We start from the raw sequence: 13,802 nt of genomic DNA on the forward strand, positions 1-13,802 counted from the left end.
TAACTGGTGAGTGGGGCGTTTCGGACAGGCTCTCAGGCCGCGTCGTCCGACTCTTCGGGTGGGGGGAGATGGCGGGGAGCCGCTCTGCGACGCGGGGTGTCGCGGTCGGCGGGCGCGCTCAGTCCGGCACGGGACCGTACAGCAGGGCGTTCACCGCGGCCGCGGCGACCGCCGATCCGCCCTTCTCCGAGACGTTGCTCACCTGCGGCAGCCCGCTGGCGCGCAGTTCGGCCTTGGACTCGGCGGCACCGACGAAGCCCACCGGCAGCCCCACGACCAGCGCCGGTTCGACCCGGCGGGCGATGATCTCGGCCAGTGCGGTGGGCGCGCAGCCCACCACCCAGACGGCTCCGGGGCCGACCTCGGCGTGGGCGGTGCGTACCGCGGCGGCGGATCGCGTGATCCCGGCTGTGCGGGCCAGCCGATCGGCACGCGGGTCGGCGATGTGGCACACGCAATCGCGGGATGTGATCCCCGACGCGACCATGGCGACGTCGGTCACGATCGGCGCGCCCTCGGCCAGGCGCTGCGCGGCCTCCTTGACGGCGGTGTCGTCGATCGCCAGATCGGCGGCGTAGTCGAGGTCGGCGCTGGAGTGGATGACCCGCTCGGCGACGGCCCGGCTCAACGGCGGCAGGTGGCCCAGGTCGATACGGGAGCGCAGGATGGCGAAGGACTCCGCCTCGATGGGGTGTATCCGCCGTTCCACCGTCGTGTCGCCTCCTCGCTCGAACAGCTCGGGCCGGGCGCGGTCAGCCCGTCAGAACCGCGATGGCGTCGGCCGGGCAGACCTCGACGCACTCCAGGCAGCCCGTGCACACCTCGGCCAGTACCGCGGGCCGGCCGCGCTCGGGACGCAGAGCGTGCTCCGGACACGTCAAAAGACAGGCGCCGCAGGCCGTGCACGACGATGTCACAGCGATCGGTGCACCACTTCGGCCGGGGTGGCCCACAGCGCCTCCTTCCCTTGTCGCGCCGAGGCTGCGGACGTCTCCCGCCGGGCTGGGCGGCGGGCCTCAGGCGCGGCGCCCGCCCAGCGTACACGGCCTTTCGGTCAGGCTCTCGGCGGCACTCGCGCGGTGCCCCGTATTGCGAACCCGCCGCTTTGGCCGTACGTTCATTACGCCGTGGTGTCCGGGAAGTCCGGTTCGAAACCGGCGCGGCCCTCGCCACTGTGAGCGGGAAGCCCGACGTCTCGATCACCGCCCGCGGGCTGTGGTCGGCGAAGGTCACTGGGGAGCATCAGCGACGCTGCACCCTGGGAAGGCCGACGAAGGGCGCCGACCCGTCAGCCAGGAGACCGGCCACGGCGCGACGACCGTCCACGAGGTGCTGGAAGTTGGGTCCCCCACATGCATATCGCTGAAGGCTTTCTGCCATGGCAGCACGCCGCCGCCTGGACCGCCGCCGCGACCCCCTTCGTCGCGCACGGTGTCCGCTCGCTGACGCAGGCGGTGCGTGCCGACCCCGACGCCAAACTGCTGCTCGGCGCGGCGGGGGCGTTCTCGTTCGTGCTTTCGGCCCTGAAGATCCCTTCGGTCACCGGCAGCTGCTCGCACCCGACCGGGACCGGGCTGGGCGCGGTACTGTTCCGTCCCCCCGTCATGGCGGCACTGGGCACGATCACGCTGCTGTTCCAAGCCCTGCTGTTGGCACACGGCGGGCTGACCACACTCGGCGCCAACGTGTTCTCCATGGCGGTGGTGGGGCCGTGGGTGGCCTACGGCGTGTACAGAACGATCCGCTCCCTCACCGGCTCGCTGGGTGAGCAGACCTCGCTCGGTCTGGCGGTGTTCTTCGCCGCGTCCCTGGGCAGCCTGGCCACCTACACGGTGACCAGCGTGCAGCTCGCGCTGGCCTTTCCCGACCCGGCGTCGGGCTTCCTCGGCTCCTTCGCCACCTTCGCCGGGATCTTCTCCCTGACCCAGATCCCGCTCGCGATCATCGAGGGACTGGTCACCGTGGTGATCGTGCGGCTGCTGAGTCGGGTCAGCCCCGATCAGCTGCGGCGGCTGGGCGTGCTGCGGCGTTCTGCCGCGGCGGGCACGGCGCTCTCCACCGAAGCGACCGAAGAGAAGGCGGGCTGACAGATGCCGAAGACTCCGACGACCTGGCTGCTCATCGCCGCGGCCGCGCTGATCGCCGTGCTGCCCCTGCTCATCGGTTCCGGCAGCCACCTGCAGGAGCCCTTCGCCGGTGCGGACACCCAGGGCAAGGCGGCCGTGACCGAGATCGACCAGGGTTACGAGCCGTGGTTCACGCCCTTCTACGAGCCGCCTTCCGGCGAGATCGAGTCCGGCATCTTCGCGCTGCAGGCCGCGATCGGCGCGGGCATCATCGGCTATTACTTCGGCGTCGTGCGCACCCGCAACAAGCTGGCCAAGGCCGGTGCGGGTGGCGACGGCTCCGAAGGCTCCGCCTCCATCGGCAGCGCGACGGCGGAGCCCGACTCCTCCGCGCAGTAGCGGCGCCGCATGCTCGCGATCGACGCCGCCGCCTATCGCAGCCCTTGGCGGCGGGTGCATCCCGCCGCCAAGGGGGTCTTCTTCGGCGGTCTGCTGGTATGCGCGCTGGCGCTGCCCACGTGGCCCGCGGCGCCCCTGGTCGCGGTGGTCGCCCTGGCGGCGGCATTCGGACCGGCGCGCGTATCGCCGCGCGCCTTCGCGCGTGCGGCGTGGGTGCCGCTGCTGTTCATCTTCACCGGGTCACTGGCCCTGCTGGTGACGGTCGGCGGTCCGCACGGCGCCGTCGCGTTCGACCCAGCCGGCCCGGCCCAGGCGGCCGAGGTGACCGGCCGGGCCGCGGCGGCCGTCTGCTGCCAACTGCTGTTCGCCTTCACCACCCCGCTGGCCGACCTGCTGCCGCGGCTGACGCGCATCGGCCTGCCCAGCGCCCTGGTGGAGGTGGTCGCGCTCATCTACCGGATGCTGTTCGTCACCCTGGACAGCGCCCGTCGCATCCAGACCGGGCAGGCCGGGCGGCTGGGCTATGTCGACCGGCGCGCCTGGATCCGCTCGGTGGGCTCGCTGGGGGCCGCGCTGTTCGTGCGCTCCTATGATCGGGCGCAGCGGATGCAGCGCGGCCTGGAGTGCCGCGGCTACACCGGCGAACTGACCGTCCTGATCGACGACCTGAATCTGCGCCCCGCCGCGGTGGCGGCCGCCGCCGCGCCGCCGCTGCTGGTCGCCGCCGCTACGCTGGGCTACACGTTCCTTGGAGCCGGCCCGTGACCACTGCCCGCAGCGGTGAAACCACCGCCGCCCCGCCCGCCGTACTGGCCGGGCGCGGGCTCTCGTTCCACTACCCCGACTCCGCACCGGTCTTCACCGCGCTGGACGTGGAGATCGCCGCGGGCGACGTCGTGGGTGTGCTCGGCCCCAACGGGGGCGGCAAGACGACTCTGCTGCGCCTGCTTTCCGGCAGCCTCACGCCCTCGGCCGGCGAGGTCCGCCTCGGCGGCGAGCGGGTGCGGCGGGGCCGCCGGGAGCTGACCGAGCTGCGGCGCCGGGTCCAACTGGTCTTCCAAGACCCCGACGACCAACTGTTCTCGGCCAGCGTCACCCAGGACGTCTCCTTCGGCCCGCTCAACCTGGGGCTGGACAAGCAGGCGGCCCGCGAACGCGTGGAGTGGGCGCTGGACGCGCTGGACATCACCGGGCTGGCCGAGCAGCCCACCCACCTGCTCTCCTACGGCCAGCGCAAACGCGTGGTGCTGGCGGGGGCGCTGGCGATGCGGCCGTCGGTACTGGTGCTGGACGAACCCACCGCCGGACTCGATCCCGAGGGGGTGGAGTCGCTGCTGGAGACGCTGGAGGGGCTGCGCGCGGCGGGGACCACCCTGGTGGTCTCCACCCACGACGTCGACCTCGCCTACCGCTGGGCCGACAGCGTGCTGCTGCTGAACCGCGGCGTGCTGGCCGCCGGGCGGGCCCGCGACGTACTCGGCGATCCGGCCCTGCTCTCGGCGGCCCGGCTGCGCCCGGCCTGGGCGCCCGCGGCCGGGCGGGCGCTGCGGGCGGCCGGGGTACTGGCCGCCGACGCCCCGGACCCCGCCACACCCGAGGAGGCGGCCCGGCTGCTGGAGGGCGGCGGCGCCGACGACGCCGCTTAATTAAGCCCTGTCGGCGCGGCTTCTCCCGTCTATCGTGAACTTATGGTCGCCGGAAAACGCGTTCCGTGGCCATATGAGCACGATAGACGCCGGGTGAACCGGCATACTGGCCATAGGAGCGCCGGTCGGCGCCGACGCGCCGCCCGCTAGCAGGACCGGTGCCCGCCGCCCCCGTTGGCCGCCGTCACCGGCGGGCCCCGGGGTGCGGTGACCGCAGGGCCGGTCCCGCTGCCGTCCTCGCCGCCGCCTTTCCCTTCCGACCACCCCCACCCGGCAGACCGACAAGACCGCACAGCAGACCGACGTTCTTGAACACGGCGAAGACGGACCTGTCGCTCACCCCACCATGTCCACTTCCACCCGCACCCGGTCGAACCTGTGTTCGGCCAGGTCGGCGCGCCGGATCGTCCAGTAGACGATGCCCAGGTCAAGGCTTTTCACATCGTCCGCGGTGCTCCACTCGGCCAATAGCACCCAGTCCTCCTCCGCGGGTTCCCTCTCGACAGGGTCGTTGTTCCAGATCCTGGGGTAGCCGCCCAGTTCGAATATCCCTTCGGCCCCTTCGTCGATATCGCACCACAGCTCATCCAGCAGTTCGCTGTGCGGGAAGCCGATGTCGGCAAGGTCGCCGTCGGGCAGGCTGAACCCCCTCTTCAGGCGCAGGTCTATGCATGGGAGGGGCCAGTCGTCGTCGTAGTCCTCGGCCGACCGCTCCGCGACAGCGGTCCCTGCGGGCACGTACACCACCTCACCCGACGGCATATTGCAGATGTCGGGGTCCGCGAAGAACAGCAGTCGGCCGTCGGACGGCAGGGGTAGGTCTGTCACCTCGCCCGGCACGGCCGCGCAGTCGATGGAGGCGACGAAGTACTGCCACATCTCCGGTCGCGGTCCGGAGACCGGAACGATCGGGTGGCCGCCGTAGCGGGCCGCCACGGGGCCGTCCCCTCCCGTGAGGGCAGCGAAGGGCCGGATGAGTTGCAGCCACCGCTCGACTTCGGGGGACGGGATTCCGTTCTTCAGCGCTTCGGCGCGCAGACGGTCTTTTTTCTCGGTGATGTCGGACATGGCCGCAACTTAGCCGAACTCCCCGACAATCTCGGCCGCGGCGATCGGCGGGATGAGGGCACCGGCGGGTCCCGTCTCCTGAGTGGCGGGTCGGGACCGCCAGGTCCGGGGCTACGGCACGGTCTCCGCGGCAGTGCTCCAGGCGTAGCCGCGCGGGGTGACGAACCTCCCGGCCACGGTGCGGCTGGCCGAACTGCCGACGAGGACTACGGTGTACATGTCGACGTCTTCCGCACCGCCGGAGAGCATGTCCTGCAGAGTCGTCACCACGGCGCGCTCGTCGTCGCGGGCGGCGTTGCGGACATAGCCCACGGGGATGTCGGGCGGGCGGTGCTCGGCGAGGATGCGCAGCGCGGCGGGTAGTTGCCAGTCGCGCCTGCGGCTGCGCGGGTTGTACAGGCACACGGTGAAGTCGCCCTCGGCGGCCGCGCGCAGGCGGCGCTCGATCGCCTCCCACGGGGTGTGCAGGTCCGACAGCGAGATGTAGGCGTGGTCGTGGCCCAGCGGCGCGCCGAGCAGGTGCGCGGCGGCCACGGCGGCGGTGATGCCCGGCACGCCCACCACGTCGATATCGGCCCCGGCGAAGTCCAGCGCCGGGCTGGCCATGGCATAGACCCCGGCGTCGCCGGAGCCGATCAGCGCGACCGCCGCGCCGGCTCGCGCCTCGGCCACGGCGGTGCGGGCCCGCTCCTCCTCCTGGCCGAGGCCGCTCGCGATGACCCGCGTGCCCGGGCGCAGCAGGTCGTGCACCTGGTCCAGGTACTGGTCCAGGCCCACGACCACGGAAGCGCGGTGCAGTTCGGCGAGCGCGCGCGGCGCCGCCAGGTCCCGGGCGCCGGGGCCCAGGCCGACGAGGGCGAGGCGGCCGCGCGGGCGCAGCCGGGCCACGGCCGCGGTCGCCTCGGCCGACTTGTTCTTGGCGGCCACCAGTTCGGCGCCGCTTCCGGCGTCGGCGGCGGCGCGCAGTGCGGCGGCCTCGGCGACGCTGGGCGTGCCGATCTCGGCGCGCACCACCTCACTGGGGTTGGGGACGCTCACCCCGGCCAACTCGGAGGCGGGATACACCGTGACGTCCCAGCCGCGTTCGCGGGCCGCGCGCAGGATGCCCTCCTCGTCGGCCTTGACGTCGACGGTGGCCAGCGCGCGCACCGACTCCGAGTCCAGGCCCGCCTCGGCCAGGGTGCGGTCGACGAGGGCGCCGATCTCCTCGGCCGCGGCGCCACGCGCCGAGCCGACCCCGACCACGAGCGAGGGCGGCCGGTAGGTCACGGCGGGCAGGCCCGACTCCGGGGGTGCGGCGCGGTCGGTGACGCGGATCAGCGCCGCCGCCGTCTCCGGCGGGGTCTGGGCCGAGGCGCCGGGCGGCAGCGGGGGCAGCGGCCACATGTGGTCGCTTTCCACGCGGACCGGCTCGCCGGAGAGCAGCGCCGCGCCGACGGACGCCAGCCCGGAGGTGTCGGCGATGGTGAAGCCGAGGTCGGCGCCGTAGGAGTCCAGTGGGGTGGTCCGGGCGGCGTCGGTGGCGGTGGTGACGACCGGGCGGGCGCCGAGCACGGCCGCGACCTCGCCGGCGAGGCGGTTGCCGCCGTGGTGGCCGCCGAGCACGGCGACGGCGTGCTGCGACGCCTCGTCGACGCAGACCACCGGAGGGTCGGTGTGCTTGTCGCCGAGCACGGGCGCCAGCGCCCGCACGGTCGCTCCGACGGCCAGGAACGCCACGACGGCGCCGCATTCGGCGAACGCGCCGCGCAGCGCCTCGCCGGCCCGCTCCTCGGTGAACGTGCGGACCCGTTCGGGCCAGGCCCGGGCCAGGAGCCGGGCCGCTGTGCGGCCGCGCTCGGTCGCGGCGATGACGCCGATGGTGCCGTCGTCGGTCATCTGTGCCTTTCCGGTCGGGACGGTGTCGGGTCGGCGCCCCACAGCAGGGTCACCGGGTTCGCCGCGGCCAGCCGCAGCGAGCCGTTGGGCAGGTCCGCCAACCGGGACGCCTGCATTTGGCTGCCGCCGACGGTGTAGCCGGCTGAGGTGAGCAGGTCGTGCAGCGGGCGGATGCGGTCGAGGGAGGCGAGCGCGACGACGATCCGCTCGGGCCGGTGGGCGCAGACGGCCGCGGCGACGGCGTCGTCTCCCCCGCCGACGAAGGCGGCGTCGGGCGCCAGGCGTGCCGCGGCGGCGTCCAGGGCGCCGGCGGCGTCGCCCTCGCACACTTCGACCTCGGTGCCGTGGGCGCGGGCGTTGGCGCGGATACGTGCGCAGTCCTCGGGATTGCGTTCGAAGGCGACGGCGCGGGCGCCGAAGCGGGCGCACTCAACGGCCACCGATCCGCTGCCGGCTCCCACGTCCCACACGACGGTGCCGGGCCGCGGCGCGAGCCGGGCGAGCGCCAGGGCACGCACCTCGGGTTTGGTGATCAGCGACGCCCGGTGTTCGAACCGCTCTTCGGCCAGGGCCCAGTTCGACGGTGCGCCCTGGTGACCGGGCAGCCACGCCATCGTCGGCGCGATCGCCCGCGCGGGGTCCACGGCCACTACGACGTTGGGCGCGGCCCAGGACCGCTCAGCGGCGACGGCGCCGGCGCCGGCGTCGGCGACCCGCGTGACGCGTTCCTCGGCCGAGCCGAGACGCTGGGCGACGTGGACCTCGCGCCCGGCCCGCAGCAGCTCGGGCAGGAACGCCTCGGGACCGGCGGTTCCGGGCGCGGTGAGGATCGCGGCCTTGGGGTGGGCCAGTGCGGCGGCGAGGGCGCGCCGCACCCCGCGTCCGGAGTCGCCGCGGCCGTGCGCCGAGACGACCACGGCGTCGTCCCAGGGCAGGCCGATGCGGGCGAAGGCGGTGGCGACCGAGGAGACGGCCGGGACCACCTCGACCTCGGCGCCGCGCTCCCGCAGGCTGCGCAGGACACCGAAGAAGCCCGGGTCGCCCGAAGCAAGCACGGCGGACGGCCCGCGCGCCGCCAGGACCGCCTCGGTCGCGGCGGCCAGGTCGCCGATGGGCACACGCTCGGCGCCGGCGGCGATGTGCTCGGCCGCGGCGTCGAGGTGGCGGCGGGCGCCCGCCACACAGACCGCCGCCGACAGCGCGGCGGCGGCCCGGTCCGTCAGCGGAGCGCCGTCCAGACCGATGACGGTGATCATCCGGTTGCGTCCTCCAGTGCCGGCCGCATCATCGGCGAGCGGGGTGGGCGGCGACGACGGTCTGCCCGGTGAAGTCGACCATGGCGACCTCGACCTCCACCGCGCCCTGCGCGAATCGGGTGAGGACGTCGGCGACCCGGCGGCACAGCTCGGTTCCGGCCGCCTCCAGCAGACCGGCCCGCTCCCACAGCTCGTAGGCGTGCCGACCGGTGTTGGCGCCGTCCACCTCGGCGGCGATCTTCTCGGACCCGCCGACCTCGCGGGTGACGGCGCCCAGCAGTTCGGTGGAGACCTTGGAACGGGTGTAGTGGGTCATCAGCACGCCTGAGGCCAGCTTGGTGAGCTTGCCGGCCATGCCGACGAAGACCACGCGCCGCAGGCCGTACTCCACGGCCCGGCGCAGCGCGGCACCGGTGAAGTCGCCGACCTCCACGAAGCACACCTGCGCCAGGTCGGGGTGGCGCAGCATCGCGCCCTTCTCGGTGCGTCCGCCGGTGCACAGCACGAGGGTGTCCTCGCTCTGGGCGGCCATCACCGACACCGCCTGCTCGACACTGGCACGCCAGGACGCGGTGGAGAAGGGCCGCACCACGCCGGTCGTGCCCAGGATGGAGATCCCGCCGAGGATGCCCAACCGCGCGTTCGTGGTCTTTCGGGCCATCCGCTCACCCTCGGGCACGCTGATCACCACGCGCAGCCCCGGCCCGGAACCGTCCGAGACCCCGGCGGCCTCGTCCACGGCCTGGGTGATCATCTGCGTCGGCACCGGGTTGATGGCGGGCCCGCCCGGTTCCAGGCCGAGGCCCGGCCGGGTGACCACACCGACGCCGACACCGCCGTCCAGCTCCAGGCCGGGGGCCTCGCGGCGGGTAACCGTGGCGGTGACGTGGGCTCCGTCGGTGACGTCGGGATCGTCGCCGGCGTCCTTGACCACCACCGCCTCGGCCCGGTCGGCGGACAGCAGGCCGCAGCGTTCGGTGGCGAAGGTGACTCGCCGCCCCGAGGGCAGCGCCACCTCGACCACCTCCACCGGCTCGCCGGTGACCAGGGCCTCCGCCGCGGCCTTGGCCGCCGCGGAGGCACAGGTTCCGGTCGTCCAGCCGGTGCGCAGGGCCTTCTGCCGGACCTTCATCGTGCGCGGCAGGTCGGGCTCACGCGGCTGAGGCGACTCCTCGGCGCCCGGCGCCGCACCGTTCGGTGCGTCCTGGGCGCGCGGGCGCTTGCGCGGACTCGTGGACACGGTCCTAGGCCCCCCGGCGCGCCTCACGCAGAGCCCGCCGCGCCTCGCGATCGGCCCGGCGGTAAGTGTGGAAGTGGCCGGGGTGGTAGAGGTGCGAACGGGTGCCGCCGGCGCCGAGGGCCGGCCCCACCAGTACCAGCGTGTGCTTCCACAGCCGGTGCTGCTTGACGGTGGCCTCCAGCTCTCCCAGCGCGCAGTGCAACACCAGCTCCTCGGGCCAGGTGGCCTGGTAAGCGAGCACGCACGGCGTCTCGGGCGGATAGCCGCCCTCGATCAGCTCCTGCTGCAACTGCCCCGATCGGGCGGCGGAGAGGAACAGCGCCATGGTGGTGCCGTGCCGGGCGAACTCGCGCACCTCCTCACCCTCGGGCATGGGCGTTTTGCCGCCGCCGAGGCGGGTGAGGATCACCGACTGGGCGACCTCCGGCACGGTCAGTTCCCGCTGGGCGATGGCGGCGACCGCGCTGAAGCTGGAGACGCCCGGGATCACCTCGACGCCGAGCCCCAACTCGGCGCAGACCTCCACCTGCTCCTGCATGGCGCCCCACAGCGCGGGATCGCCGGAGTGGATGCGGGCGATGCGCAGCCCCTCTTCGGCGGCCCGGCGGTAGTAGGGCAGCACGCCCTCCATCGGCAGCTTGGCCGAGTCGACGATCTCGGCGTCGGCGCGGGCGTGTTCGAGTACGTCCTCATGGACGAGACTGGCCGCCCAGATCACCACGTCGGCGGCTGCGATGGCGCGGGCCGCCCGGATGGTGAGCAGGTCAGCGGCGCCCGGGCCGGCACCCACGAACGCGACGGTGCCGCCCGGCGCCTCCCCGGCGCCGTGGCCACTGTGCTCCTCGCCGGACATGGTCGCTCACTCACCTCTCGTTTTCGCGGGCCGAGGCGGCGCGTCGCACGCCCTTGCCGCCCGCCTGGTCGTGGTCACAGGCCCGCAGCGGTCCCGGAACCGTCCGGGCCGACGCGCCGTCGGTGTCGTCACAGCTTGCCGCCGCGCGGGCCTTCGCGGCGGGCGGGCGCGATGAGAGTGGACAGGTAGGGCAGCGCGGCGCCGTCCAGTTTCGCCAGCGGCGCGATCTCCTCGTCGGCCAGGCCCAGGCGCGCGCCGTAGACGGCGTCGGGGTCGCGGCCCGATTCGTGCACGGCGTCGGCGACCCGCGACGCGAACCGGCCGAACTTATAGGCGACGACGGTGGCGTCGGAGTCCAGCGCGGACCGCAGCCGTCCCAGGCCGCCGGTGACCGGCAGCAGCGTCAGCGGCTCGGTGCCCTCGGCGAGCACGCGGCCGGAACGGGCGGCGAGATCTTGCATCGCCGTCACGCCCGGCACGGTCTCGACCTCGGTATCGGGGGCCGCCTCGCGCACCGTCTGCGCCAGGTAGGTGAAGGTCGAGTAGACGTTGGGGTCGCCGATCGTGGCGAAGGCCACCGAATCCGCTCCGGCCTCGAAGTGGCGCAGGACGGTGCGGGCCGCCTCGTCCCAGGCGCGGATGCGGCGCTCGCTGCGGCCGCCGCGGTCGTTGAGCGCGAAGACGGCTCGCTCGATGCGCTCGGCGTCGACATGGGCCCGCACGGTCGCCTCGGCCCGCCCCGGCTCGTCGTCGGCCATCACGGGCACGACCACGACGTCGGCCTCGCGCATGCGCCGGACCGCCTTGACCGTCACCAGCTCGGGGTCTCCCGGCCCTACGCCGACCCCGACCAGCCGTTGGCCCGTGCCCATACCACCGCTTCCTCGTCGACTGCGTTCCCGCGGACTCCGCCGGCCGACGCCTTCGAACGGCGCTGCGCCGCGGCGGCTGCCCGGGCAAGCGTACCGGTGCGGTGTCGGCGCCCCCGCGGCCGGGCCGCCTCGGCCAGGCCCGCAAGCAGGGGCGGCGCGCTCCGGCGTGCGGGCGACGATCTAGCATGGCCACTCGCCGGCCGCGGCCTTGCGGGCCGGCGTCCCCGACGGCGAGGAGGATGAGCAGCGTGCCCGTGATACCCCGCGTGGTGATCGCGGCTCCGGCGTCGAGCAGCGGGAAGACCACCGTGGCCACCGGCCTGATGGCGGCGCTGGCGGCGCGCGGCGACCGCGTCTCCGGCCACAAGGTGGGGCCCGACTACATCGATCCCGGTTACCACGCGCTGGCCACGGGCCGCCCGCCGCGCAACCTCGATCCGGTGCTCTGCGGTGAGGAGCGCATCGAACCGCTCTTCCTGCACGGGGCGGCCGGGGCGGACATCGCCGTCGTCGAGGGGGTGATGGGCCTGTTCGACGGCGCCGCCGACTCGGCCGGGTTCGCCGGACCCGGCGACGCGGCCTCCACCGCGCACGTGGCCGCGCTGCTGGGCGCCCCTGTCGTGCTGGTGGTCGACGCCTCGCGCAGCGCCCGGTCCGTGGCGGCTCTCGTGCACGGGTTCTGCACCTACGATCCGCGGGTGCGCGTGGCCGGGGTGATCCTGAACCGGGTGGGCTCCGACCGCCACGAGCGGCTGCTGCGCGACGCGCTGGAGGACACCGGGACCGCGGTACTGGGCGTTGTGCGCCGCCGCGAAGAGGTGCACACGCCGTCGCGGCACCTGGGCCTCATCCCGGCCGCCGAGCGGAGTGAGCAGGCGCGCGGCGCTGTGCGGGAGCTGGGCGAACTGGTCGCCGCCTCCTGCGACCTGGACGCGCTGCGTGCCGTCGCCCGCGCGGCGCCTCCGCTCTCCGCGGAGCCGTGGGAGCCCGGTGCGGCCCTGGCCGCGGCGCCGCCCCGGCCGGGGGCCCGCCCGCCGCGCGTGGCGGTCTTCGGCGGGCCCGCGTTCACCTTCGGCTACACCGAGCAGGAGGAGCTGCTGCGTGCGGGCGGCGCCGAGGTGCACGACCTCGACCCGCTGCACGCGGAGTCGCTGCCCGAGCAGACCGGCGCGCTCATCGTCGGCGGTGGCTTCCCCGAGATGCACGCCGCGGAACTGTCGGCCAACGCGGCGCTGCGCGGCGCGGTCGCCGAACTGGCCGGCAGCGGCGCGCCGGTCGCCGCCGAGTGCGCCGGACTGCTCTACCTGTCGCGCAGCCTGGACGGCGCCCCGATGTGCGGCGTGCTACCGGCGGACGCGGCCATGACGGGCTCGCTGACGCTGGGTTACCGCTCGGCGGTGGCCGTCGCCGACACCCTGCTGGCGCGGGCGGGCACCCGCGTGCGCGGCCACGAGTTCCACCGCACCGCCGTCGAGCCGGGGTTGGGTAGCCGCCCCGCGTGGCAGTGGAAAAGGGATGGCGGAGAAGGATTCGCCTCTGCCACGATCAGCGCTTCTTACCTGCATGTGCACTGGGCCGGGTTCCCCGCGGTCGCCGAGCGCTTCCTGGGGGCGGCACGTGCCTACACCGAGGGGGTGTCCCGTGGCTGAAGTCGCCGAGTCGCCGATGATGCCGTCGGTGGTGCTGCGCACCGACCGCCTGGTGCTGCGCGCGCATACCCGCGACGACGTCGACGCGGTCTACCTCGGTGCCGGCGACCCGGGGGTGCAGCGGTGGCTGCCGATGCCGCGCCCCGGCCAGGCCTACACCCGCGCCGACGCGGAGAACTGGTGCCTGGTGGCGGCGCCGCAGGCCCGGGTCGGCGGCGACGGCCAGCAGTGGGCGGCCGTGGAGGCCGCCACCGGCGCCTACGCCGGCTCGGTCGGACTCACCCGCACACTGTGGCGCACGTCTTCGACCGAGGTCGGCTACTGGTTGGCGCCCTGGGCACGCGGCCGCGGCCTGGCTACCGAGGCTGTCGTGGCGATCTCCCGGTGGGCCCTGTGCGACCAAGAGTTCCAGCGCGTGGAGCTGAAGGCGGCCGTCGGCAACACCGCGTCGCGGCGGGTGGCCGAGAAGGCGGGCTTCACCTACGAGGGCACCGAACGCAACGCGATGCCGCTCCACGAGGGCCGCACCGACCTGGCGGTCTACAGCCTGATCCCGGCGGACCTGGGGCCGGGTGCGGACGACGCGGGTTAGCGCGGCTTCCGGGGATCGCGGCGCGCGAGACAACCGAGTCTCCCGCGGCCGCGGTGGGCTAAGCCCGCGGTCACCGGTTCGGGTGCCCGCCGGTTGCCCGCCTGACGAGGGCGGGGGAACGATCGTGGCCGTATGACGAACTCCAGCCGCGTTCGTTGGGAATTTGGCCACGACCGCCACAACCTCCGCGGCCGACTCCGGCACGTCGTACATAGCGGGCGCCGGGTCGGCAGGTGCCGCCGCCGTGTTCCGACCGGGCCGCGCAGGCCGGAGGCCGCGCGGC

The 13,802-nt window shown here is 74.2% G+C and carries 14 protein-coding genes and 1 riboswitch; of the genes, 6 read left to right on the plus strand and 8 right to left on the minus strand.

The window, feature by feature from the left end:
- Positions 1-118 precede the first annotated feature (118 nt).
- Complete coding sequence (locus EKD16_RS17745) at positions 119-709, minus strand: precorrin-8X methylmutase (protein WP_131099406.1); 591 nt, start codon at positions 707-709, stop codon at positions 119-121.
- 43 nt (positions 710-752) lie between these two features.
- Positions 753-953 carry a DUF362 domain-containing protein gene (locus tag EKD16_RS26515; RefSeq protein WP_131099407.1) on the minus strand — a complete coding sequence of 67 codons (201 nt, stop codon included), beginning with the start codon at positions 951-953 and terminating at the stop codon, positions 753-755.
- 158 nt (positions 954-1,111) lie between these two features.
- A riboswitch (cobalamin riboswitch) is annotated at positions 1,112-1,323 on the plus strand.
- 29 nt (positions 1,324-1,352) lie between these two features.
- On the opposite strand from EKD16_RS26515, the gene EKD16_RS17755 reads away from it, so the two are divergent.
- The 4 genes from EKD16_RS17755 to EKD16_RS17770 are packed head-to-tail and all read left to right on the plus strand — an operon-like array spanning position 1,353 to position 4,111.
- Positions 1,353-2,087, plus strand: a complete 735-nt coding sequence (locus EKD16_RS17755; protein ID WP_131099408.1) for an energy-coupling factor ABC transporter permease — start codon at positions 1,353-1,355, stop codon at positions 2,085-2,087.
- 3 nt (positions 2,088-2,090) lie between these two features.
- Positions 2,091-2,465 (plus strand): energy-coupling factor ABC transporter substrate-binding protein, encoded by a 375-nt coding sequence (locus EKD16_RS17760; RefSeq protein WP_131099409.1) that lies wholly within the window; start codon positions 2,091-2,093, stop codon positions 2,463-2,465.
- Between the two features lie 9 nt (positions 2,466-2,474).
- Complete coding sequence (gene cbiQ, locus EKD16_RS17765) at positions 2,475-3,230, plus strand: cobalt ECF transporter T component CbiQ (RefSeq protein ID WP_131099410.1); 756 nt, start codon at positions 2,475-2,477, stop codon at positions 3,228-3,230.
- Entirely contained in the window at positions 3,227-4,111 is an 885-nt protein-coding gene (locus EKD16_RS17770) for an energy-coupling factor ABC transporter ATP-binding protein (RefSeq protein ID WP_131099411.1), read from the plus strand. The genes cbiQ and EKD16_RS17770 overlap by 4 nt, the downstream gene beginning before the upstream one ends.
- A gap of 336 nt (positions 4,112-4,447) precedes the next feature.
- Here the strand turns inward: EKD16_RS17770 and EKD16_RS17775 are convergent, their stop codons facing one another.
- The 6 genes from EKD16_RS17775 to cobI form a co-directional block, all read right to left on the minus strand.
- A complete protein-coding gene (locus tag EKD16_RS17775) occupies positions 4,448-5,179 on the minus strand; it encodes a DUF1963 domain-containing protein (RefSeq protein WP_131099412.1) in 732 nt (243 codons plus the stop codon).
- A gap of 111 nt (positions 5,180-5,290) precedes the next feature.
- Complete coding sequence (gene cobJ / locus EKD16_RS17780; RefSeq protein WP_131099413.1) at positions 5,291-7,057, minus strand: precorrin-3B C(17)-methyltransferase; 1,767 nt, start codon at positions 7,055-7,057, stop codon at positions 5,291-5,293.
- Positions 7,054-8,313, minus strand: a complete 1,260-nt coding sequence (cbiE, locus tag EKD16_RS17785; RefSeq protein ID WP_131099414.1) for a precorrin-6y C5,15-methyltransferase (decarboxylating) subunit CbiE — start codon at positions 8,311-8,313, stop codon at positions 7,054-7,056. The genes cobJ and cbiE overlap by 4 nt, the downstream gene beginning before the upstream one ends.
- Positions 8,314-8,341: 28 nt before the next feature.
- Positions 8,342-9,553 carry a cobalt-precorrin-5B (C(1))-methyltransferase gene (locus EKD16_RS17790; RefSeq protein ID WP_242677028.1) on the minus strand — a complete coding sequence of 404 codons (1,212 nt, stop codon included), beginning with the start codon at positions 9,551-9,553 and terminating at the stop codon, positions 8,342-8,344.
- 4 nt (positions 9,554-9,557) lie between these two features.
- Complete coding sequence (gene cobM, locus EKD16_RS17795) at positions 9,558-10,406, minus strand: precorrin-4 C(11)-methyltransferase (RefSeq protein WP_131099415.1); 849 nt, start codon at positions 10,404-10,406, stop codon at positions 9,558-9,560.
- A 128-nt stretch (positions 10,407-10,534) separates the two neighbouring features.
- Entirely contained in the window at positions 10,535-11,278 is a 744-nt protein-coding gene (gene cobI / locus EKD16_RS17800) for a precorrin-2 C(20)-methyltransferase (RefSeq protein ID WP_131099416.1), read from the minus strand.
- Positions 11,279-11,517: 239 nt separating this feature from the next.
- On the opposite strand from cobI, the gene EKD16_RS17805 reads away from it, so the two are divergent.
- Positions 11,518-12,927, plus strand: a complete 1,410-nt coding sequence (locus EKD16_RS17805; protein WP_207391336.1) for a cobyrinate a,c-diamide synthase — start codon at positions 11,518-11,520, stop codon at positions 12,925-12,927.
- Positions 12,920-13,519: a GNAT family N-acetyltransferase gene (locus EKD16_RS17810; RefSeq protein WP_394347284.1), complete on the plus strand. Its 600-nt coding sequence runs from the start codon at positions 12,920-12,922 to the stop codon at positions 13,517-13,519. Before EKD16_RS17805 ends, EKD16_RS17810 begins: the two co-directional genes overlap by 8 nt.
- Positions 13,520-13,802: the final 283 nt, after the last annotated feature.

The sequence above is a fragment of the Streptomonospora litoralis genome, assembly GCF_004323735.1.
In the GTDB taxonomy this organism is placed as follows: Bacteria; Actinomycetota; Actinomycetes; order Streptosporangiales; family Streptosporangiaceae; genus Streptomonospora; species Streptomonospora litoralis.